20 protein-coding genes are annotated in these 21,467 nt (G+C 72.1%); 7 read left to right on the top strand and 13 right to left on the bottom strand.

What is annotated here, in order from left to right; translation table 11 throughout:
- Window positions 1-170: 170 nt before the first annotated feature.
- The 3 genes from HYQ63_RS27175 to HYQ63_RS27165 are packed head-to-tail and all read right to left on the bottom strand — an operon-like array spanning window position 171 to window position 2,529.
- Window positions 171-584: a RidA family protein gene (locus HYQ63_RS27175; protein ID WP_179936517.1), complete on the bottom strand. Its 414-nt coding sequence runs from the start codon at window positions 582-584 to the stop codon at window positions 171-173.
- Window positions 581-1,432 carry an IclR family transcriptional regulator gene (locus tag HYQ63_RS27170; RefSeq protein ID WP_179936516.1) on the bottom strand — a complete coding sequence of 284 codons (852 nt, stop codon included), beginning with the start codon at window positions 1,430-1,432 and terminating at the stop codon, window positions 581-583. The genes HYQ63_RS27175 and HYQ63_RS27170 overlap by 4 nt, the downstream gene beginning before the upstream one ends.
- On the bottom strand, window positions 1,429-2,529 hold the full coding sequence (locus HYQ63_RS27165; protein WP_179936515.1) for a sugar kinase: 1,101 nt from the start codon (window positions 2,527-2,529) through the stop codon (window positions 1,429-1,431). The genes HYQ63_RS27170 and HYQ63_RS27165 overlap by 4 nt, the downstream gene beginning before the upstream one ends.
- A gap of 138 nt (window positions 2,530-2,667) precedes the next feature.
- On the opposite strand from HYQ63_RS27165, the gene HYQ63_RS27160 reads away from it, so the two are divergent.
- From HYQ63_RS27160 to HYQ63_RS27150, 3 genes are all read left to right on the top strand, one after another.
- Complete coding sequence (locus HYQ63_RS27160) at window positions 2,668-3,972, top strand: alanine racemase (RefSeq protein ID WP_179936514.1); 1,305 nt, start codon at window positions 2,668-2,670, stop codon at window positions 3,970-3,972.
- A 195-nt stretch (window positions 3,973-4,167) separates the two neighbouring features.
- On the top strand, window positions 4,168-5,790 hold the full coding sequence (locus HYQ63_RS27155) for an amidohydrolase family protein (protein WP_179936513.1): 1,623 nt from the start codon (window positions 4,168-4,170) through the stop codon (window positions 5,788-5,790).
- A gap of 3 nt (window positions 5,791-5,793) precedes the next feature.
- Window positions 5,794-6,168 (top strand): VOC family protein, encoded by a 375-nt coding sequence (locus tag HYQ63_RS27150; RefSeq protein ID WP_179936512.1) that lies wholly within the window; start codon window positions 5,794-5,796, stop codon window positions 6,166-6,168.
- Here the strand turns inward: HYQ63_RS27150 and HYQ63_RS27145 are convergent.
- The 8 genes from HYQ63_RS27145 to HYQ63_RS27115 all read right to left on the bottom strand — a co-directional run bounded on the left by HYQ63_RS27145 (window position 6,153) and on the right by HYQ63_RS27115 (window position 14,710).
- On the bottom strand, window positions 6,153-6,536 hold the full coding sequence (locus HYQ63_RS27145; protein ID WP_179940552.1) for a VOC family protein: 384 nt from the start codon (window positions 6,534-6,536) through the stop codon (window positions 6,153-6,155). The genes HYQ63_RS27150 and HYQ63_RS27145 overlap by 16 nt on opposite strands.
- A gap of 11 nt (window positions 6,537-6,547) precedes the next feature.
- Window positions 6,548-7,216: a TetR/AcrR family transcriptional regulator gene (locus tag HYQ63_RS27140; protein ID WP_179936511.1), complete on the bottom strand. Its 669-nt coding sequence runs from the start codon at window positions 7,214-7,216 to the stop codon at window positions 6,548-6,550.
- A complete protein-coding gene (locus tag HYQ63_RS27135; protein WP_179936510.1) occupies window positions 7,183-9,186 on the bottom strand; it encodes a CocE/NonD family hydrolase in 2,004 nt (667 codons plus the stop codon). The genes HYQ63_RS27140 and HYQ63_RS27135 overlap by 34 nt, the downstream gene beginning before the upstream one ends.
- Window positions 9,187-9,521: 335 nt before the next feature.
- The gene (locus HYQ63_RS44915) at window positions 9,522-10,574 is read right to left on the bottom strand and encodes an ABC transporter ATP-binding protein (protein WP_306664841.1); all 1,053 of its coding nucleotides are present in this window, start codon (window positions 10,572-10,574) and stop codon (window positions 9,522-9,524) included.
- The gene (locus HYQ63_RS44910) at window positions 10,499-11,218 is read right to left on the bottom strand and encodes an ABC transporter ATP-binding protein (RefSeq protein ID WP_257232170.1); all 720 of its coding nucleotides are present in this window, start codon (window positions 11,216-11,218) and stop codon (window positions 10,499-10,501) included. The genes HYQ63_RS44915 and HYQ63_RS44910 overlap by 76 nt, the downstream gene beginning before the upstream one ends.
- The gene (locus HYQ63_RS27125; RefSeq protein ID WP_179936509.1) at window positions 11,218-12,132 is read right to left on the bottom strand and encodes an ABC transporter permease; all 915 of its coding nucleotides are present in this window, start codon (window positions 12,130-12,132) and stop codon (window positions 11,218-11,220) included. The genes HYQ63_RS44910 and HYQ63_RS27125 overlap by 1 nt, the downstream gene beginning before the upstream one ends.
- Entirely contained in the window at window positions 12,129-13,088 is a 960-nt protein-coding gene (locus HYQ63_RS27120; RefSeq protein WP_179940550.1) for an ABC transporter permease, read from the bottom strand. Before HYQ63_RS27120 ends, HYQ63_RS27125 begins: the two co-directional genes overlap by 4 nt.
- A gap of 5 nt (window positions 13,089-13,093) precedes the next feature.
- Window positions 13,094-14,710: an ABC transporter substrate-binding protein gene (locus HYQ63_RS27115; RefSeq protein ID WP_179936508.1), complete on the bottom strand. Its 1,617-nt coding sequence runs from the start codon at window positions 14,708-14,710 to the stop codon at window positions 13,094-13,096.
- Between the two features lie 324 nt (window positions 14,711-15,034).
- On the opposite strand from HYQ63_RS27115, the gene HYQ63_RS27110 reads away from it, so the two are divergent.
- The 3 genes from HYQ63_RS27110 to HYQ63_RS27100 all read left to right on the top strand — a co-directional run bounded on the left by HYQ63_RS27110 (window position 15,035) and on the right by HYQ63_RS27100 (window position 17,289).
- Window positions 15,035-16,246: a pyridoxal phosphate-dependent aminotransferase gene (locus HYQ63_RS27110; protein ID WP_179940548.1), complete on the top strand. Its 1,212-nt coding sequence runs from the start codon at window positions 15,035-15,037 to the stop codon at window positions 16,244-16,246.
- 85 nt (window positions 16,247-16,331) lie between these two features.
- Window positions 16,332-16,742 (top strand): hypothetical protein, encoded by a 411-nt coding sequence (locus HYQ63_RS27105; RefSeq protein ID WP_179936507.1) that lies wholly within the window; start codon window positions 16,332-16,334, stop codon window positions 16,740-16,742.
- 37 nt (window positions 16,743-16,779) lie between these two features.
- Complete coding sequence (locus tag HYQ63_RS27100) at window positions 16,780-17,289, top strand: O-acetyl-ADP-ribose deacetylase (RefSeq protein ID WP_179936506.1); 510 nt, start codon at window positions 16,780-16,782, stop codon at window positions 17,287-17,289.
- 6 nt (window positions 17,290-17,295) lie between these two features.
- Here HYQ63_RS27100 and HYQ63_RS27095 read toward each other — a convergent pair whose 3' ends face one another.
- Together HYQ63_RS27095 and HYQ63_RS27090 are read right to left on the bottom strand one after the other, a co-directional pair.
- The gene (locus HYQ63_RS27095) at window positions 17,296-18,486 is read right to left on the bottom strand and encodes a mandelate racemase/muconate lactonizing enzyme family protein (RefSeq protein WP_179936505.1); all 1,191 of its coding nucleotides are present in this window, start codon (window positions 18,484-18,486) and stop codon (window positions 17,296-17,298) included.
- A gap of 178 nt (window positions 18,487-18,664) precedes the next feature.
- The gene (locus HYQ63_RS27090) at window positions 18,665-20,503 is read right to left on the bottom strand and encodes a phosphoenolpyruvate carboxykinase (GTP) (protein ID WP_179936504.1); all 1,839 of its coding nucleotides are present in this window, start codon (window positions 20,501-20,503) and stop codon (window positions 18,665-18,667) included.
- Window positions 20,504-20,748: 245 nt separating this feature from the next.
- Here HYQ63_RS27090 and HYQ63_RS27085 point away from each other — a divergent pair, with 245 nt between their 5' ends.
- Complete coding sequence (locus HYQ63_RS27085) at window positions 20,749-21,456, top strand: hemolysin III family protein (RefSeq protein ID WP_179936503.1); 708 nt, start codon at window positions 20,749-20,751, stop codon at window positions 21,454-21,456.
- Window positions 21,457-21,467: the final 11 nt, after the last annotated feature.

The following is a 21,467-nucleotide window of genomic DNA, read 5'->3' as shown; positions in this document are numbered from 1 at the left end:
GGGGACTCCGGAAAGTGGGTAGGGGGTATCGCCGCACGGCGGGGGGCCGCGCGCGGGGCATGTGATCTGGGCGCGGGTGATCAGGGGTCTGGTCCTGGATGTGGGGGGATCCCGGGGCGGGCGGGGGTTCGAGACCCCGCCCGCCGCGGGGGTTCGGGGGAGGGTGCGCGTCAGCCGAGGACGGCGAGGGCGTCGATCTCGACGAGCAGCCCGGCGGGGAGCCCGACGTAGATCGTCGTACGGGCCGCCGGGGCCTCCTTCAGGTCCGCGAAGAACTCGTTGTAGATCTCGTTGAACTCGGCGAAGTGACCGGTGTCGGTGAGGTAGACGCGGATCATCACCACGTCCTCCCAGCTCGCCCCGCCCTCTTCCAGCACGGACTGCACGTTGCGCAGCGTCTGGAGGGTCTGCTCGCGCAGGGTCGGCCCGACCGGGGCGGGGGCCTGGCCGGGGACCGCGGGGCCGAAGCCGACCTGACCGGCGACCTGGAGGATGTTCCCCTTCTTGACGCCGTGCGAGAACTTGGCCGGCGGCGCGGTGTGGGTGGCCGGGGTGATCGCGGTCTTCTGGAGCTTCTCGGTCATGAGGAGGAATCCTCGGCTCTCTTCTCGGGTGTTACTGGGGGTGTTGCTTCGGGAGTAACTTCAGGCGGTGCCTCGGCTGTTCCTCGTCCGTCGGACGGCCGGGCCGGGGCGCCGCCCGAGTACTCCCGGCTGATGTCCTCCGCGGTGCGGCGCACCGCCGGGAGCAGGGTGAGCAGTTCGTCCGCGGTGACGACGACGTTCGGCGCCGACACCGAGCACGCGGCGACGACCCGGCCGTCCGCTCCCCGGATCGGCGCACCGACGCAGTTGATCGACTCCTCGTGGCCGCCGAGGTCGGTGGCCCAGCCCTGTTCCCGTACGGTCTCCAGCTCCTTCAGGAACGCGGTGGCGTTGGGGGTGGAGCGGGCCGTGTACGCCGGGTACGGGAGCCGTTCGGCCAGCGCCCGCCGCTCGGGCTCCGGCAGGTCGGCCAGCAGCAGCTTGGCGACGGCGGCGACCGTGATCGCGACGGGCTTGCCGATCCGCGAGTACATCCGCACCGGGTAGCGGCTCTCCACCTTGTCGATGTAGAGGACCTCGTTCTCCTCGTACACCGCGAGGTGCACGGTGTGTCCGCACCGCTCGTTGAGCGCGACCAGATGGGGGTGGGCGATCTCCCGTACGTCGAGGTTCTCCACCGCCTCCTGCGCGAGCGCGAAGAGGCGGGCGCCCAGCCGGTAGCGCTGGTCCCGCTGGCGGTAGACCATGCCGTGTTCGTGCAGCGTGCGCAGCAGCCGCAGCGCGGTCGACTTGTGCACGCCGAGCCGCGAGGCGACCTGCTCCAGGTTGGCGGGTCCCTCCGCCAGCAGGGGCAGGATGCTCAATGCTCGGTCGACGGTCTGGCTCATGGGTCGGTTACCTCCACCACCGCGGTATCGGACCCCGATTGCGCCGGGTTTGCCCAGCCGGGGCCGAATCGCAGTGTCCCCCACTCGGCGGCGTCCAGTGTCACCAGTCGGTCGGCGTACGCGCGGGACGGCGGGGTGCAGAGGTCGCCGGGGACGGTGAGGACGGCCGCCGCCATCAGATGGCCGTGGCGCAGCCGCTGTGCGATCGGCAGCCCGCGCAGGGTGCCGGAGAGGAAGCCCGCGGCGAAGGCGTCGCCCGCGCCGACCGGGGCCACGACGTCCACGCGCAGGGCGGGCGCGAAGGTGACGGTGTCGGCCCCGTCCGCCCCGCGGGCGTACGCGGTGGCCCCGGCGGCGCCCTGCTTGACCACCAGCACGTCCGGCTCGGGCAGGGCCTCGCGGATCGCCGCCGCGCCGCCGCGTATGCCCCAGGCGGCCTCCGCCTCGTCCTCGCCGACGAAGACCAGGTCGCAGCCGCGGGCGAGGTCGAGCAGCACGGACGGTCCCTCGTCCGGGGCGGGATCCTCCCACAGCGAGACGCGGTAGTTGAGGTCGAAGGAGACCAGCGGGCGGCCGGGGGCGCGGGTGGTCAGCTCGCGCATCAGTGCGAGGCAGTCGGCGGAGAGGGCGGCGGTGATGCCGGTGAGGTGGAGGATCCGGCCGGACCAGGTCTGTTCGCGCGGCATGAGCGCCGGGGACATGGCCGCGGCGGCGGATCCGGCGCGGTAGTAGAGGACCTCGGCGAGCGGCTGCTCGCCGTCGTCTTCTGTGGACGGCTCGGACTCCACGGCCCGCTCGCCCGCCGTACGGAAGTAAATGCCGGTGGGGCGGCGCGGATCGCGCTGGACGCCGCTGACGTCCACCCCGGCCGCCGCGATCTCCGTCAGCAGATGCTCGCCGAAGCCGTCCGTGCCGACCCGGCTGATCCAGCGCACGTCGTGCCCGGCGCCCGCAAGCCCGCACGCCACGTTGGACTCGGCCCCGCCGATCCCCCGCGCGAACGCGGGCACCTCCGCGAGCCGTCCCGGCGTGGACGGCACGAAGGTCACCATCGACTCGCCGAGGCACACGACGTCGACACTCGGGGCTGGAGGCACGATCGGATTCGCTCCTTGCGCGTGGGGGCATGGCACACACCGTTGACCCGGTGCTTGGGCGGATGTTAAACAGCGCTAAGCGTTATACGCAATGAACGTTGCAGATACTGCAACCAGAAATGTACGGGAGGCGCCTCCATGGCCACCGACCACCGCGAGCACGCCGCCACGCACCCCGCCGTCGCCCGGCTCGCGCAGGAGCGCGCCGACCACCGCTTCAAGGGGCTGCCGCCGGACGCCGAGGGCCGTACGCTTGCCGAGCTGGCCGCCGAACGCCGCAACCTGTTCACCGGTGGCTTCACCACCCCCGTACTGGCCCTGTCCGCCGAGGCCCTGGAACACAACCTCCTCGCCATGGAGCGCTACTCCGCCGCCCACGGCCTGGCCTTCGCCCCGCACGGCAAGACCTCCATGGCCCCGCAGCTCTTCGAGCGCCAGCTCGCCCACGGCGCCTGGGGCATCACCGCCGCCGTCCCCTCCCACGTACGGATCTACCGGGCCTTCGGCATCCAGCGGATCTTCCTCGCCAACGAGGTCGTCGACGCCGCCGCCCTGGAGTGGCTCGCCGCCGAACTCGACGCCGACCCCGGCTTCCGCTTCGTCTGTTACGTGGACTCCGTACGCGGCGTCGAACTCATGGACGCGGCCCTGCGCCGGGCCGGGGCCGGGCGGCCCGTCGACGTCGTGGTCGAGCTGGGCGCGGGCGACGGCGCCCGCACCGGGGTCCGCACCGAGGCCGAGTGCGCCACGGTCGCCGACGCGGTCGCCGCCGCCGGGACGCTGCGGCTGGTCGGCGTCGCGGGCTACGAGGGCGAGGTGCCGAAGGCGGACGGCGAGCGGGTACGGGCCTGGCTGCGCCGCCTCACCGCCCTCGCCGCCGACTTCGACGCGGCGGGCCGCTTCGCGGGCGTGGACGAGATCGTCGTCAGCGCGGGCGGCAGCGCCTGGTTCGACGCGGTCGCCGATGTCTTCGCCGAACTGCCCGCGCTCTCCCGGCCCGTGCTGAAGCTGCTGCGCTCGGGCGCGTACGTCTCCCACGACGACGGCCACTACCGGCACATCACCCCCTTCAACCGCATCCCGGAGGAGGGCGAGCTCCAGCCCGCCTTCCGGCTCTGGGCCCAGGTCGTCTCCAGCCCCGAACCCGGCCAGGCCTTCCTCAACGCGGGCAAGCGGGACGCCGCGTACGACCTCCACCTGCCCGAACCCCAACTCGTCCGCTCCGCCCACGACGGCTCCCTCCGCCCCGCCCACGGCCTCGTCGTCACCGGCCTCTCCGACCAGCACGCCTGGGTCACGGTCGCCGAGGGCGCACAACTGGAAGTCGGCGACTGGGTCGCCCTCGGCCTCTCCCACCCCTGCACCAGCTTCGACAAGTGGCAGCTGATCCCCCTGGCGGAGGCGGACGGGACGGTCACGGACTACATCCGCACGTTCTTCTGACCCACCCACCCGCCCTCCCCGGGCCTGCGCCCGGCCCCCGCCGCAGTGGGGCGAGGCCCGCCCCGGGGCGATGCCGGGGGGCGAGCCCCCGGCGGGGGTTGCCGGGGTGTGGGGCCCGTAGGGCCCCACACAACGAAGGGCGGGTGGGTGGGATGACAGCGCGCCGCAGGCGCGAACCGGCAGAAGGAGCACCGCATGGACCTCGTCATCCGCGACGCGCGCGTCATCGACGGCACCGGCGGTGCCGCCTGCCGGGCCGACGTGGCCGTGGACGGCGGGCGGATCGCCGCCGTCGTGCGCGAGGGCGGCGGCCCGCGGCCCAGCGCCCGCCGCACCGTGGACGCCGACGGCCTCGCCCTCTCCCCCGGCTTCATCGACATGCACGCGCACAGCGACCTCGCGCTGCTCCGCGACCCCGAACACTCGGCGAAGGCCGCCCAGGGCGTCACCCTCGAAGTCATCGGCCAGGACGGCCTGTCGTACGCGCCCGTCGACGACCGCACCCTCGCCCAGATCCGTACCGCCATCACCGGCTGGAACGGCGACGGCTCCGACATCGACTTCACCTGGCGCACCGTCGGCGAGTACCTGGACCGGCTCGACCACGGCTTCGACGGCCGGGGCATCGCCGTCAACGCCGCGTACCTCATCCCCCAGGGCACCGTCCGCATGCTCGCCCTCGGCTGGGAGGACCGGGACGCGACGCCCGCCGAGATCGCCCGGATGAAGCAGCTGGTGACGGAGGGGCTGGAGCAGGGCGCCGTCGGGCTGTCCTCCGGGCTCACCTACACGCCCGGCATGTACGCCACCGACTCCGAACTCACCGAGCTGTGCCGGGTCGTGGCGGCGTACGGCGGCTACTACTGCCCGCACCACCGCTCCTACGGCGCGGGCGCCCTGCGCGCGTACGAGGAGATGGTGGCCCTCACCCGCGACGCGGGCTGCGCGCTCCACCTCGCCCACGCCACCATGAACTTCGGCGTCAACAAGGGCCGCGCCCCCGAACTCCTCGCGCTGCTCGACTCCGCGCTCGCCGACGGCGCCGACATCACCCTCGACACCTACCCCTACCTCCCCGGCTGCACCACCCTCGCCGCGATGCTGCCCAGCTGGGCCGCCGAGGGCGGCCCCGACGCGATCCTCGCGCGGCTGCGCGACGACACGACGGCGGAGCGCATCCGCCGTGTCGTGGAGGTCGAGGGGGCGGACGGCTGCCACGGCGTGCCGATCGACTGGGACACGATCGAGATCTCGGGGGTGAACGATCCGGCCCTCGGCAGCCACGTCGGCAAGACGGTTGCCGCGAGCGCCCGCGAGCGCGGCGAGGAGCCGTGGGCCACCGCCCGCCGCCTGCTCCTCGACGACCGGCTCGGCCCGACGATCCTCCAGCACGTCGGCCACGAGGAGAACGTCCAGGCGATCATGAAGCACCCCGTCCACACGGGCGGCAGCGACGGCATCCTGCACGGCGCGAAGCCCCACCCCCGGGCGTACGGCACCTTCCCCCAGTACCTGGGACGTTACGTCCGCGACCTGGGCGTCCTGTCGCTGGAGGAGTGCGTCGCCCACCTCACCGGCCGCCCCGCGGCCCGCCTCCGCCTCCCCGACCGCGGCCTGATCCGCGAGGGCTACCGCGCGGACCTCGTCCTCTTCGACCCGGACACGGTGGCGGCGGGCTCCACCTTCGAGAACCCGCGCACGCTCCCGCTCGGCATCCCGCACGTCCTCATCGACGGCCGCTTCGTCATCGAGGACGGCCGCCGCACGGACACCCTGGCGGGGCGCGCCGTGCGCCGCGCCACGTCCGGGAAGGATTGACGCATGCTGAGCATCGGATCCGTCGTGCTGGGTGTCGCGGACGTGCCCCGGGCGGCCGCGTTCTGGATGGAGGCCCTGGGCTACGTCCCCCGCGAGGAGATCGAACCCGACTGGGTCGTGCTGGTCCCGACCCGAGGAGCCGGGGTCCAGCTGTCACTCGGCCTCAGCGAGACGCCGGTCCAGGAGCATCCACGGATTCATCTGGACCTGTACGCCGGTGACGCGGCCGATCAAGCGGCGGAGGTCGAGCGGCTGGTGTCCCTGGGCGCCCAGCGCGTCGACTGGGACCTCTACCCCGACGACGCCGACTTCGTGGTGCTCGCGGACCCGGACGGCAACCGCTTCTGCGTCATCGACACCCGTCACGGCGCTTCGTGACGTTGACTCGGGAGCAGGCAGAAGGGGTGCCCGGCCGGGTCGGTGAAGACCCGCCACCTGTCCCCACCCGGCTGCTGCTCCGGCTTCGTCGCGCCCAGCTCCAGCAGCAGGGCCTCGGCCTCGTCGAGGTCGTCGACCTCGAAGTCGAGGTGGAGTTGCTGGGGCACGGTCTGGGCGGGCCAGCGCGGGGCCCGGTAGTCATCCACCCGCTGGAAGCCGAGGACGGGCCCGCCCTGACCGCCCTGACGGGTGAGGGCGGCGAAGTCCCGGTTGCTCGCGGGGTGCAGCTCGAGCCCCGTGGCGCGCCGGTAGAACGCGGCCAGCGCCTCCGGATCGGCGCAGTCGAGCGTGATCGCCGTCAGCTTCATGAGACCGCCGCTCACCCCCGCAGCTCCGCGTCCACGAACCGCCGCAGGTGCCGACGCGCGTCCTCGACGCTCAGCGCCGGGACCTGCCGCAGCCGCCGCAACGCCAGCCCATCCGCCAGCGCGGAGAAGCGGAGAGAGAAGTCCGCCGGGTCGTCGCAGCGGAAGTCGCCCTCGGCGCAGCCCCGCTCCACCAGCGACCGGATCTCGCCGTGCCAGCTCTCGTACCGCTCGGCCGCCCCGCGCGCGAACGTCTGGTCGCGCTCGCCCGCGTTCCAGTAGTCGAACCACATCCGCCAGTGCCGGTCCGTGTCGTCCGTGAAGAGCGCGTCGATGAGCAGCCGCAGGCCCTCCGCGCCGCTGGTGGCGCGGTCGGCGGCCTCGGTGAGGGCGGCGTAGTAGCGCTCGATGTGCAGGACCATCGCCTCGGAGAGGACTTCCTGCACGCTCTCGAAGTGGTACGTGACGGTGCCGACGGAGACCCCCGCCGCGGCGGCGACCTCGCGCACCCCGACCCCCGCGGTGCCCCGCTCCGCGATGAGCGGAACGGCGGCCTCCACGATCAGTCGGCGCCGTACCTCGGTCGGCTGTCGGGTGCGGGCCGAGGCGGCGACGGCGCGGCGGGCGGGGCGGCGTTCGGGCGAGGACGTCACGCGGACGTCCTCGGGATGCTGTGCTGCCATACGCGGTTGGCCACTGTCTCTCCGTTCGCCCGTGCTTCGACGCTGCTGTCCATGATGAATTCCTCCGCCGTGGCGCGCAGTTCGGTCGTGGTACGGATCTCCGCGTCCCAGCCGTCGCGCCGCAGCCGGATGGTCCACCGCGAGCTTGCCACGGCGGACAGCGGGTCCTCGGCGCGGATGCGGTACGTCTCGCGGGCGCTCTCCTCGTACCGCAGCCCGTCCGGATAGGTGCGCGAACCGCCGTAGTTGGGATCCACGTCCAGCACCCACTCCCCCGCGGCGACGTCGTGGGTGACGGTCCGTTCGGGGCGGGGCTCGGCGGGCGCGTCCACGGTCACGGCGAGCGGCGGGGCCTGTTCGGGCTCCTCGAAGGTGATCGGCGGGCGCGCGGCGTCCGCGCCCGGGTCCCGTACGGGCAGCAGCAGCGCGCTCTCCGCGGGCCGTACGGTGAGCTGTCCCCGCTCGCCGTGCGGCCAGACCCACGGCCAGTACGCGTCGGAGACCGCGACCCGGATGCGGTGCCCGGGCGGGAAGGCGTAGCCGGTCCCGTTCAGCTCGAACTCGACGTCCTCGTAACGCCCCGGCTCCCACTCCACGGCCTTCTCCCGGCCGTGCCGGGACATCAGGTTGAGCACCCCGCGGGTGACGAGGGTGGACGAGCCGTCGGGCGCCACGTCGCAGACGCGCGCGATCACATGGGCGCGCCGGGTCGCGCTGTCGAGCCGCAGCCGTACGCGGGGGCGGCCCAGGATCTCCACCCGCTCGTCCAGCGGCGCCGAGTCGAAGCAGCGCGAGCGGCCGTCCTCCTCGCGCTGGTCCGGCGGCAGATCGGTGGCGTTGCCGAAGGGGAAGTAGCGGCCCGCGTCGAGCCCGGTGTGCAGCGGCGACCGCACGATCACCGGCTCGTCGCCTCCCAGTGGACGTTCGTCCCAGGTCACGGACGGGGCGGGCCAGGCGTCGTCGCCGACCCAGCGGCCGGGCATCGTGTCGTACGAGGTGGCGGGCGGCACCGGATCGTTGATCCACGCCCGGAGCAGCGGCTCGTCCATGGCCCCCGTCTCCTCGCCCTTCAGCCAGTGGTCCCACCAGCGCAGCGTCTCCTGGAGGAACCCGATCGCCGGACCCGGCGGCAGCCCCCGGTCCGGGTACTGGTGCGACCAGGGGCCGATCAGCCCGCGTACGGGCGCGTCGAGGTGCTCCACCAGGCGCAGCACGGTGTCCCGGTACGGATCGGCCCAGCCGCCGACCGCGAGCACGGCGGCGTCGACCGCCGCGTAGTCCTCGCACACGCTGCCGTGCCGCCAGTACGCGTCCCGCTCCTGGTGCGCGAGCCAGGTGTGCAGATACGGCTCCAGCGCGTCGAGCCGCTCCCGCCACATCGGCAGCCAGCGGTCCTCGCCGACGGAGGTGGGGTGCGGGGGGCGCGCGGTGAACGCCAGCATCGTGCCCGCCCAGGCGAGCATGTCGATGCCGAGGACGGCGCCGCCGATGTAGTGGACGTCGTTGTCGTAACGGTCGTCCGCGGAGCACACCGTGACGATCGCCTTCAGCGGCTCGGGGCGCAGGGCGGCGATCTGGAGCGCGTTGAACCCGCCCCAGGAGATCCCGAACATCCCCACCTTGCCGGTGCACCAGGGCTGCGCGGCCAGCCAGTTGACGACGTCCACGCCGTCCGCCAGCTCGGTCTCGTCGTACTCGTCGCGCATCACGCCCTCGGAGTCGCCGCTGCCGCGCAGGTCGACCCGTACGGAGGCGTAGCCGTGCCCGGCGTACCAGGGGTGACGCTGCGCGTCGCGGGGCGCGGTCCAGTCGCTCTTGCGGTACGGGAGGTATTCCAGCAGGGCGGGTACGGGGGCGGTCTCCGCGTCCGTCGGCCGCCAGACGCGCGCGTGCAGCCGCGTTCCGTCGCGGGTCGGAATCCATACGTCCTCGACCCGCACCTCACGGTCGAACGTCTCGCGGTACCTCACGTCACTCCCTTTTTTGCGCCTAAACCGGCGCCGCTCTCGCGGACCGGGTTCTCACCGTCGGGGTTCCTCAATTGATGGTTGCGGCGACAGGCTGGGGCTCACCCGCAACGGCGCCCCATTCCCCACCCGCCCCTTCCCGAACCGGGGCTCCGCCCCGGACCCCGCTCCCGCGGCGGGGCGGATGTGCGCCATGTTGTGGGCAATCGTTCCGCAGGGCGGAACGGGTGGGCACAACCCGGCCACCGGCCCGCGCGCGGCGACGAAAGCTCAAGGGGCAACGCCGGGGCCTGGGGTCCGGGGCTGCGCCCCGGTTTCGGGAAGGGGCGGGGTGGGGGCTAACCATCCGCGGACCGCCAGCGCCGCACCCGGTGGGCGTCGCCCACGTCGTCCCAGACCGCACCCGGCTCCGCGGCATCGGCCCAGTCGTCGGCCGCCCCGGCAGGGGACACCGCATCCGGGTCGGGCTCCAGCGCGGCGGCCATCAGCTGCCGCGTATAAGGGTGACCGGGGGCGGCAAAGACCGCGTCCGTCGGCCCCTCCTCCACCACCACCCCGTGCCGCAGCACCACCACCCGATCGGCGATCCCCCGCACCACCGCCAGGTCGTGGCTGATGAAGAGGCAGGCCACGTCCCGCTCCCGCCGCAGATCATCGAGCAGGCGCAGCACATCGGCCTGTACGGACACATCCAGCGCCGTGGTGATCTCATCCGCGATGAGGACATCCGGCTCACCGGCCAGCGCCCGCGCGATGCCGATGCGCTGCCGCTGGCCGCCGGAGAGCTGCGCGGGGAGCCGGTCGGCGAAGTCGGGGTCGAGGCGGACGTCGGTGATGAGGCGGCGAGCCCGCTCGGCGGCCTCATCACGGGAAGCCGCGGCACCGAAGAACCGCAGGGGCCGCCGCACCGCGTCACCCACCGAACGCCGCGGGTTGAGCGACGTATCGGCGTTCTGGAAGACGAGCTGGATCTTGCGCCGGAGCGCAAGCGGCCGCCGCCGCGCGCTCGCGCCCAGGTCACCGGCCCCGTCACCGGCCTGGCCACCGGCCTCGTGGGTCATCGCCCCGCCCGAGAGGCCCCGCAGTCCGGCCAGGGCCCACGCGAGGGTGGACTTTCCGCTGCCGGACTCGCCGACCAGGGCCAGCACCTCACCCCGCCGCACCTGGAAGGAGACACCATCGACGGCACGGGACGAGCCGTAGTCGATCGTCACGTCCCGCACATCAACAGACGGAACCGCATCGTCCGGCACGGTCCGCTTCGGACGCACCTCCCGCGTCCCGTCCTCGCCGACGAGGGCGAGCCCGGTGTCCGTCAGCCGGGGAACGCTGGCGAGCAGGCGGCGGGTGTACGGGTCGGCCGGCGAAGACGGTCCGCTTCGCAGACGCACACCTCGTCGGCCATCCGCGCCACGACGCCCAGGTCGTGGCTGACGAGGACGGCGGCGAGGCCGAGTTCGTCGCGCAGGGAGCGGACGAGGTCCAGGACGGAGCGCTGGGTGAGGACGTCGAGTCCGGTGGTGGGCTCGTCCAACACCAGGACCTTGGGGCGGGTGGCGATGGCCATGGCGATGGCGACGCGCTGCTGCTGCCCGCCGGAGAGTTCGTGCGGGTAGCGGCGGGCGAGTTCGGCGGGGCGCGGCAGCCGGACCTGTTCGAGGAGGTCGGTGACGGGCACGTCGCCGCCCGCCTCGGCGATCTGCCGCCCGATGCGCATGGAGGGGGTGAGGGCCTGGCCCGCGTTCTGGGCGATCATCGCGACCGTGCCGCCGCGCAGCCGCCGCAGTTCGCGCGCGGGGAGCGCGAAGACGTCCTGCCCGTCGACGCGCACCGTGCCGCCCGTGAGCCGCGAGCCGTACCGCAGATGGCCCAGCAGGGTGGCGGCGACGGTGGACTTGCCGCTGCCGGACTCGCCGACGAGGGCGAGGGTCCGGCCGGGAAGCAGCTCGAAACCGACATCGTGGACGACGGGGATCTCCCGCCCGCCGGACCGGTAGGCGACGCCCAGGCCCGCCACGGAGACGATGGCGCTCATCAGGAGCCCTCCCGGATGCGGTCGACGCCCCACGCCTTGGACAGGCCGTCGGCGGCGAGGTTGAGCCCGACGACGAGGGTGGCGAGGGCGATGATGGGCGCGAGGCTGGCCATCGGCACGACGGTGATGGCGGTGCGGTTCTCGGAGACCATGAGGCCCCAGTCGGGGGTGGGCGGGTCGGCGCCGAAGCCGAGGAAGGACAGCGAGGAGATCAGCAGCACGACCCAGGAGGCGCGCATGGCGAATTCGACGCACACCACGTCGGTGATGTTGGGCAGCACCTCGCGCCGCAGGATCGCCCAGGTGCTCTCGCCGCGGGCGCGTGCCGCGGTCACGTAGTCCTGGGGGACGACGGCGAGCGCGGCGCCGCGGACGACGCGTACCACCTGGGGGACGCAGATGACGCCGATGGCCAGCACGATGACCCCGGAGCCGGTGCCCAGCGCGGTCACGATGACCAGCAGGACGAGGATCGCGGGGATGGACAGCACCGCGTCCAGGATCCGCATCAGCACATCGTCCAGCCAGCCGCCGCGCAGGGCGGCCGCGCAGCCGAGGACGGTGCCGAGCGCGATGGTGAGGAGGGTCGCGGTGACGGAGACGCCGAGCGCGTACCGCCCGCCGTACAGCACCCGGGTCAGCACGTCGCGCCCGTACTGGTCGGTGCCCGCCCAGTGGTCGGCGCCGGGCCCGAGCAGCGCGTGCGAGGCGTCGCCGACGGTGGGGTGGTACGGGGTGAGCAGCGGGGCGAGCAGCGCGATCACGACGTGGACGGCGACGATTGCGAGCCCGATGGCGGCGGGGCGGGAGGAGCGTACGGTGCGCCAGGCGCGGGCGGCGGCGGAGCCGGCGGCCCCTGACCGGGCGGACGGTGCGGGAACGGGGGCCGCGGCAGGCGTCTTCAGCGCGCTCATCGGATCCTCCCTCCTCGGGTGCGGAGCTTGGGGTTGAGGGCCATGGAGCCGAGGTCGGCGGCGAGGTTGCAGACGACGTAGACGACGGCGCTGATGAGGGCGATGGCCTGGATGACGGGCAGGTCGCGGTTCTGCACGGAGGTGAGCAGCAGCTTGCCGATGCCGGGGTAGTTGAAGACGTTCTCGACGACGGCGACGCCGCCGATCAGCCAGGCCACGTTGAGCGCGATCACATGGAGGGTGGGCAGCAGGGCGCCGGGCAGCGCGTGCCGGGTGACCACGCGCCAGGTGGACAGGCCCTTGAGGCGGGCGGTGGTGACGTATTCGCTCGCCATGACGTCGATGACCGACGTACGGGCCATCCGCACGATGTACGCGGCCATCACGATGGCGAGCGACGCGGCGGGCAGCCACACCGCGGGCAGCAGCTGCCCGACCCCGGCCCCCGGCCCGTACAGCACCACGGCGGGCAGCACGGGGACGGTGACGGAGAAGGCGAGCACCAGCAGGGTGGCCACGACGAACTCGGGGATGGACATCCCGACCAGGCTGACCGTGGAGATCACGTGGTCGGGCCAGCGGTCGCGGTAGAGCCCGGCGAGGATGCCGAGGACGAGCGAGCCGGTGACCGCGAAGAGGACGGTGACGACGGCGATGAGGGCGGAGTTGCCGAGGTACTGGGCGACTTCGGAGCCCACTGGCTTGGTGGTGACCAGCGAGGTGCCGAAGTCGCCGTGCAGGGCGCCCTTGATCCAGTCGAGGTAGCGCTCCCAGGCGGGCTGGTCGAGCCCCATCTGCTTGCGCAGCGCGGCGACCGCGTCGGGGGTGGCGTCCTTGCCGAGCACCTGGGTGGCGACGTCGCCGGGCAGCGCCTGGACGGCCAGGAAGACCATGACGGAGGACAGCAGCAGGGTGCCGAACGCGGCGACGATGCGGCGGACGATGAAGGTGAGCACGCTCCTCACGCCCCCTTCAGGCCGATGCCGAGGTAGTCGAACTCGAAGCCGTGCTCGGCGTAGCCGCGCACCTTCCGGGAGATGCCGGTGAGCCGGTCGGCGAACATCGGGGTGATCGCCCCGCCCCGTTCGATCAACAGGGTCTGCGCCTGCCCGTACAGCTCGCGGCGGCGGCCCTCGTCGGTCTCGCGGCGGGCCCGGTCGAGGAGCGCGTCGAACTCCTTGTCCGACCAGGCGGTCTCGTTGTAGGAGGAGCCGCTGCGGAAGACCTGGTTGAGCAGCTGGTCGACGGGGCGCCCGGTGTACCAGTAGGTGGCCATGAGCGGCTTCTTCATCCAGATCTGGGTGTAGTACGAGTCGGCCGCCGCGGTCCTGACCCGGACCCGGATCCCGGCGCGGGCCGCGGACTCCTGGTAGGCGAGGGCCATGGGCGTGAAGATCGGGTCGTACGAGGACGTGTAGAGGTCCACCGCCAGCCGCTCGTGCCCGGCCCGCTTCAGCAGCTGGCGCGCCCGCTCGGGGTCGTGGGCGGGGTGGGCGGCGATGTGGGTGGGGTCGTTCGGCGGTACGGGGTTGTCCCAGCCGAGCGTGCCCGCACCCTGGAGGGCGACCTTCCGGATGTGCTCGGGGTCGTAGGCGAGCTTCATGGCCTGCCGGACCCGTACGTCGGTGAACGGCTTCTCGGTGGTGAGCATCGGCAGCACATACCACTGGGCGTTCTTCGACCGGGCGATGGTGGCGCGGCTGGAGGCGGCGATGACGCGGGCGGTGGCGAAGTCCAGGTTCGTCTGGGAGAGCAGGTCGACCTGCCCGGCGAGCAGGGCGTTGGCCCGGGCCTGCATGTCGGCGACGGAGAAGAAGTCGATGGCGTCCAGCACCGGGCGCCCGGCCCAGTGGTCCCCGTACGCCACGACCCGGCCGGGCCCGGCGGAGGTGAACGAGGCCAGTTTGAACGGTCCCGTGCCGATGCCGGTGCGGCCGATGGACTTGGCGCTGCCGTCGGGGACGACGTAGCAGTTGTAGTGCGTGAGCAGGCTGGGGAACTCGGCGTGCGGGCTCTTCAGCGGGATCACGAGGGTGTGCGGATCCGGGGTGCGCAGCCGCTTCGGGTCCACGAGCGGGGCCAGCACCGGGCCCTGCGGGGAGGCGGTGGCGGCGTCGAGGATGTGCCGCAGGGTGTAGGCGGCGTCGGCGGAGGTGAAGGCGGAGCCGTCGTGGAAGGTGACCCCGCGGCGGAGCCGGAAGGTCCAGGTGCTCGCCTTGGCGTCGGGCTCCCAGGACTCGGCGAGGTCGGGGGCGACCTTGCCCTCCTTGTCGACGCGGACGAGCCGGTTGTAGAGGGCGCCGAGGTATTCGTACGCGGACAGCGCGCTCGCCGGGTCCAGGGTCTCGGCGTCGGAGGCGGGCGGCCGGGCGATGCGCAGGGTGCCGCCGCGGTCGGGGCGCCCGGCCGGGCCGCGGGTGGGCACGGCCTCGGTCGGGGACGCGGACGCGGCGCCCGAGCAGCCGGTCAGCAGGGCGGACCCGGCGAGGGCACCGCCGCCCGCGGCCGCCGCGGCGAGCACCGACCGCCGCGGTATCCCGGCCGCCCCGGGGTCTGTTCGGAGGGAGGTCTCGGACATGGACGGGGGCACCTTCGCTTCGGGGCTCGGTTCGCCTCCGGGGCGCTTCGGCCAGGCCCCTTCGGCTCACGCGCCGACTCGATTCGTTCAGATTCGTTCAGCTGAACGATTGGGTGAGGTGCGTGAACGATAGCCAGCGGTTCCGCCCAGGCCAACCCTTCGTTCGCGGAAATTAACGGGGGTAACCCACTTGTTACCGACCGGCGCGGAGGGGGCGCGATGCGCTCGGAACGGCCCGGGAGCGCCCCCGCACACCGTCCACACGCCGTCCACGTGGCGAAAAACACCGAGCACGGCCGGATACTCCGCCGTAAGGTGGCCGACATGCAGGTGATCCAGTCCACGAAGCTCGCCAACGTCTGCTACGAAATCCGTGGCCCGGTACTCGAGGAGGCGATGCGACTGGAGGCAGCGGGTCACCGCATTCTCAAGCTCAACACCGGCAACCCGGCGACCTTCGGGTTCGACTGCCCGCCGGAGATCCTCGAGGACATGCTGCGCAACCTCGGCGACGCCCACGGCTACGGCGACGCCAAGGGGCTGCTCTCCGCCCGGCGCGCGGTGATGCAGCACTACCAGACCCAGGGCATCCACCTCGACGTCGAGGACATCTTCCTCGGCAACGGCGTCTCCGAGCTGATCCAGATGTCGATGCAGGGGATGCTGGACGACGGCGACGAGGTCCTCGTCCCCTCCCCCGACTATCCGCTGTGGACCGCCTCGGTCTCGCTCGCCGGCGGCACCGCCGTCCACTACCGCTGCGACGAGCAGGCGGACTGGCTGCCGGACCTCGCCGACATCGAGCGCAAGGTGACCGACCGCACCAAGGCGATCGTCATCATCAACCCGAACAACCCGACGGGCGCCGTCTACAGCGAAGAGGTGCTGCGCGGCATCACCGACATCGCCCGCCGCCACCAGCTGATCGTCTGCTCCGACGAGATCTACGACAAGATCCTCTACGACGGCGCCACCCACACCCCGACCGCCGTCATCGCCCCGGACCTGCTGACGCTGACCTTCAACGGGCTCTCCAAGGCGTACCGCGTCGCGGGCTACCGCAGCGGCTGGCTCGCGGTCTGCGGCCCCAAGGCCCACGCCTCCAGCTATCTGGAGGGGCTGACGATCCTCGCCAACATGCGACTGTGCGCCAACATGCCCGCACAGCACGCGGTGGCCACCGCCCTCGGCGGCCGTCAGTCGATCAACGACCTGGTGCTCCCGGGCGGTCGGCTGCTGGAGCAGCGCGACACCGCGTATGAGCTGCTGACCCAGATCCCGGGCGTGAGCTGCGTGAAGCCGAAGGGCGCGCTGTACGCGTTCCCGAAGCTGGACCCCAAGGTCTACAAGGTCAAGGACGACCGGCAGATGGTGCTCGACCTGCTGCGGGCCGAGAAGATCATGATCGTGCACGGCACGGGCTTCAACTGGCCGGAGCCGGACCACTTCCGCATCGTCACGCTCCCGGCGAAGAAGGACCTGGCCGACGCGGTGACCCGGATCGGGAACTTCCTCGACGGTTACGGCCAGCCCTGAGCGACCGGAAGCGAGTTTCTACAGAAGGCTCAACTTTAGACTGTGTCTAAGTTAGGATGGCCTCCTGAACGTTTGGAGGCCATCCATGTACGAGCCGATCCGCACCAAGTCGGTCCACACCATGGCCGAGCCCGAGCCCGACTTCCCCCACCGCTCCCGCGAGGAGGAACTGGACATTCGGCTCGCCGGACATCTGACCGCGCTGCTGACCGTGACCGACGAGTTGCGCGTCCTCACCCCGGACCCGGCGCTGGACGAGGCCGCCGAGCGCCTGGTCGACCAGGTCACACGGCTGCGTGACGGCCGCGCCCCGCTGCGCGCCGACCCCACCACGGCCAGCGCCGACCCGGCCCATGTCGCCGCGCTCCACCAGCGCGCCCACACCCTGGCGGGCTGGGCCCTGGTCATCGCCACCTCGCGCGAGGACGCGGCGGCCACCGAGCTCACCGCCGAGCGCCTGGAGGCGCATGCGGCGGGGCTGGCCGTCGCGGTCTGAACTGGGGCGGCCCGGGGCCATGGCCCACGATGGAACCATGACCACCCTCACCCTCGTCCACGGCGACATCACCGCCCAGCACGTCGACGCCATCGTCAACGCGGCGAACTCCTCCCTCCTCGGCGGCGGAGGGGTCGACGGCGCGATCCACCGGCGGGGCGGGCCCGAGATCCTCGCCGCCTGCCGCGACCTGCGCGCCTCCCACTACGGCAAGGGGCTGCCCACCGGCCGGGCCGTGGCCACGACGGCGGGGCGGCTCGACGCCCGCTGGGTCATCCACACCGTGGGCCCGGTGTGGTCCGCCACCGAGGACCGCTCCGGCCTGCTGGCGTCCTGCTACCGCGAGTCCCTGCGCGTCGCCGACGAACTGGGCGCGCGGACGGTCGCGTTCCCGGCGATCTCCACCGGCGTCTACCGCTGGCCGATGGACGACGCCGCCCGGATCGCGGTGGAGACGGTCCGCGCCGCGGACACGGCCGTCGAAGAGGTGCGCTTCGTCCTCTTCGACGAGCCCGCGTACGCGGCCTTCACGGCGCAGACCGATTAGCGGCCGTCAGGCGCCTTCGCCGAAGCGCGCCGCCTCCTTCGTCCAGGCCGCCGCCTGATCGCTGAGCGAGAGGCCGAGCCCGGCGCGGTTGGGGATGACCATGCGGCCGTCGCGCAGCTCCATCCGCTCGTTGAACAGCGGCTCCAGCCACTCGAAGTGCTCGACCCACGCGGTGCGCGGGTAGGCCGCCGAGAGATGGGCGTGGATCTCCATCACGAAGTGCGGGGCGAGGCCCCGGCCCTTGTAGTCGGCGAGCGTCATGATCTGGAGGAACGGGGTGATGCCGCCGACCCGCGGGGCGTCGGGCTGTACGAAGTCGGAGGACCCCGCCTCGATCAGCGCCGCGTGCTCATGCGCGCTGGTCAGCATCTCGCCGGTGGCTATGGGGGTGTCCAGGGTGGCGGCGAGCGCCGCGTGCCCCTCGGCGTCGTACGCGTCGAGCGGCTCCTCGATCCACGTCAGGTCGAACTTCTCCAGCACCCGGCCGACCCGGGTGGCGGTGGTCCGGTCCCACTGCTGGTTGGCGTCCACCATCAGCGGAACGCCGTCTCCCAGATGCTCCCGTACGGTCTCCACCCGGGCGAGGTCCACGCGCGGGTCCGGCGAGCCGACCTTGAGCTTGATCCCGGCGACGCCCCGGGCGCGGGCCAGGTCGATGTTCTCCAGCACCTGCTCGATGGGCGTGGAGAGGAAACCGCCGGAGGTGTTGTAGACGCTGACCGCGTCGCGGTGCGCGCCCAGCAGCTTGGCCAGCGGCAGCCGCGCGCGCCGGGCCTTGAGGTCCCACAGCGCGATGTCGAACGCGGCGACCGCCTGCACGGCGGCCCCGCTGCGGCCCATGGACGCGCCCGCCCACACCAGCTTGTTCCAGAGCCGGGCGATGTCGCTGGGGTCCTCGCCGATCAGCTCGGGCGCGACCTCCTGGGCATGGGCGTACAGCGCGGGCCCGCCCGCCCGCTTGGAGTAGCTGAAGCCGAGCCCCTGATGGCCGCCCTCGGTGCTGATCTCGGCGAAGAGGAAGGCCACTTCGGTGAGCGGCTTCTGCCTGCCGGTCAGCACCTTGGCGTCGCTGATGGGCGCGTGCAGCGGCAGGTACACCAGGGAGAGCCGGATCGCCGAGACCCGGTCGGTGCTCGCCTCGCCGGGAGCGGAGGCGAAGGGTTTGAAGGCGACGGATTCACTGGGCGCGACACTCATGCGGTGCTCTCCTCGGCATCGTGCTGGGGTCCAGGGCCTACCATCCGTCGCCGCACCGAAAACCGTCCAGCCCCCATGTGTAGGGACTCCCCTCGATCACATCCCGCATGGAGAACGTGTGCGCACAGGCCGGGGCCCGCACCGTGCGGTGCGGGCCCCGGCCTGATGACGTGGCGGTTCAGCCCAGGCGCTGCACCAGCGACCGGTACTCGTCCCACATCTCCTTCGGCGTGTGGTCACCGAAGGTGTTCAAGTGGTCGGGCACCAGGGCCGCTTCCTCGCGCCAGACGTCCTTGTCGACGCTGAGCAGCAGGTCGAGCGAGGCGTCGTCGAGATCCAGGCCGTCCGTGTCGAGCGCGTCGCGGGTGGGCAGCACGCCGATCGGGGTCTCGACCCCGTCGGCATTGCCGTCCAGCCGGTCCACGATCCACTTCAGCACCCGGCTGTTCTCGCCGAAGCCCGGCCACACGAAGTGCCCGTCGGCATCCTTGCGGAACCAGTTGACGTAGTAGATCTTCGGCAGCTTGGCCGCGGCCTCCGGGTCGGACGTCTTGCCGACCTTGACCCAGTGGGCCATGTAGTCGCCCATGTTGTAGCCGCAGAAGGGCAGCATCGCGAACGGGTCGCGGCGCAGCTCACCGACCTTGCCCTCGGCGGCCGCGGTCTTCTCGCTCGCCACGTTCGCGCCGAGGAAGACGCCGTGCTGCCAGTCGAAGGACTCGGTGACGAGCGGGACCGCGCTGGCGCGGCGGCCGCCGAAGAGGATCGCCGAGATCGGCACGCCCTTGGGGTCCTCCCACTCGGGCGCGATGATCGGGCACTGTCCGGCGGGCACGGTGAAGCGGGCGTTGGGGTGGGCCGCGGGCGTCTCGCTCGCCGGGGTCCAGTCGTTGCCCTTCCAGTCGGTGAGGTGGGCGGGCTGCTCCTCGGTCATGCCCTCCCACCACACGTCGCCGTCGTCGGTGAGCGCGACGTTGGTGAAGACGGAGTTGCCCCACAGGGTCTTCATCGCGTTGGCGTTGGTGTGCTCTCCGGTGCCGGGCGCGACGCCGAAGAAGCCCGCCTCGGGGTTGATCGCGTACAGCCGGCCGTCCTCGCCGAACCGCATCCAGGCGATGTCGTCGCCGATCGTCTCGACCGTCCAGCCGGGGATGGTCGGCTCCAGCATCGCGAGGTTGGTCTTGCCGCACGCGCTCGGGAAGGCCGCGGCGACGTACTTGGCCTCGCCGCGCGGCGGGGTGAGCTTGAGGATCAGCATGTGCTCGGCGAGCCAGCCCTCGTCACGCGCCATGACGGAGGCGATGCGCAGCGCGTAGCACTTCTTGCCGAGCAGCGCGTTGCCGCCGTAGCCGGAGCCGTACGACCAGATCTCGCGGGTCTCCGGGAAGTGCGAGATGTACTTGGTGCTGTTGCACGGCCACGGAACGTCGGCCTGGCCGGGCTCCAGCGGGGCGCCGAGGGTGTGGACGGCCTTGACGAAGAAGCCCTCGTCACCCAGGACGTCGAGCACGTCCTGTCCCATGCGGGTCATGGTGCGCATGGCGACGGCCACGTACGCGGAGTCGGTGATCTCGACGCCGATCGCGGACAGCGGCGAGCCGAGCGGGCCCATGCAGAACGGGACGACGTACATGGTGCGGCCGCGCATCGAACCCCGGAATATGCCCTGTTCACCCGCGAAGATCTCACGCATCTCGGCGGGGTCTTTCCAGTGGTTCGTCGGACCCGCGTCCGCCTCCTTCTCGGAGCAGATGAAGGTGCGGTCCTCGACGCGCGCCACATCGCTGGGATCGGAGGCCGCGTAGTACGAGTTGGGGCGCTTGATCGGGTCGAGACGTTTGAACGTGCCCTTCTCGACGAGTTGCGCACACAGACGGTCGTACTCCGACTCCGAACCGTCACACCACACCACTTCATCGGGCTGGGTGAGGGCGGCGATCTCGCCGACCCAGGAGATCAGTTCCTGGTGGCTGGTCGGGGCCGTGATGAGGGAGGAAGCCACATTGCTGGGCGCCACGATCGCTCCATCCCGCCGGAACCGCACTGCTCCGGCGTCTTGGTTTGAGGGTTTGGGCGGATATGTGCACGCATATCCGCATATGGAGACAGCTACCCCTTGGGGGCTGCGACCCGGATGCTTAGCTCATCCGGTGCCGACCGCGCTCATTTGATCATCCGACGGCTCGGGCCATCTGTCCAGTGGGCACCTTGGTGACGACCACCACTCGACACGGACCGGTAACGTACGGTGGCGTCGGTAGCATGAGCGCCATGACTGCAGCCGCGCCCGATGCCGCCGTTGACCAATCCCCAGGGCCCGAGGCAGCCCCACTCCCCCTCAAACCCATGCTGCGCGGCTGGCTGCACGCCGGCATGTTCCCGGCCGCGCTCGTCGCCGGAGTGGTGCTCACCGCGCTCGCCGACAGTCCCCGCGGGCGCATCGCCTGCGCCATCTTCACCCTCACCGCCTGCGCGCTCTTCGGCACGAGCGCCCTGTACCACCGGGGCAATTGGGGCCCGCGCGCCACGGCGGTGCTGCGCCGCCTGGATCACGCCAATATCTTCCTGATCATCGCGGGCACCTATACGCCCTTCACGATGCTGCTCCTCCCGCACGGCAAACAGCAGCTGCTGCTCTGGCTGGTGTGGGCCGGAGCGCTCGCGGGGATCGCCTTCCGGGTGTTCTGGGTCGGCGCCCCGCGCTGGCTCTACACCCCGTGCTACATCGCCCTGGGCTGGGCGGCGGTGTTCTTCCTGCCGGACTTCCTGCGCACCGGCGGCATCGCCGTCATGACGCTGATCGTCGTCGGCGGTCTGCTCTACAGCGCGGGCGCGGTGATCTACGGGACCAAGCGCCCCAACCCCTCACCCCGCTGGTTCGGCTTCCACGAGGTGTTCCACTCCCTCACGCTCGCCGCCTTCATCGTGCACTACGTCGGGATCTCGCTGGTCGCCTATCAGCATTCCTGACTCCGCACCGC

This window comes from Streptomyces sp. Rer75, assembly GCF_013414305.1.
In the GTDB taxonomy this organism is placed as follows: domain Bacteria; phylum Actinomycetota; class Actinomycetes; order Streptomycetales; family Streptomycetaceae; genus Streptomyces; species Streptomyces himastatinicus.
Note: the sequence above shows the minus strand (reverse complement) of the source record. Positions and strands in the feature narration are given on the sequence as shown.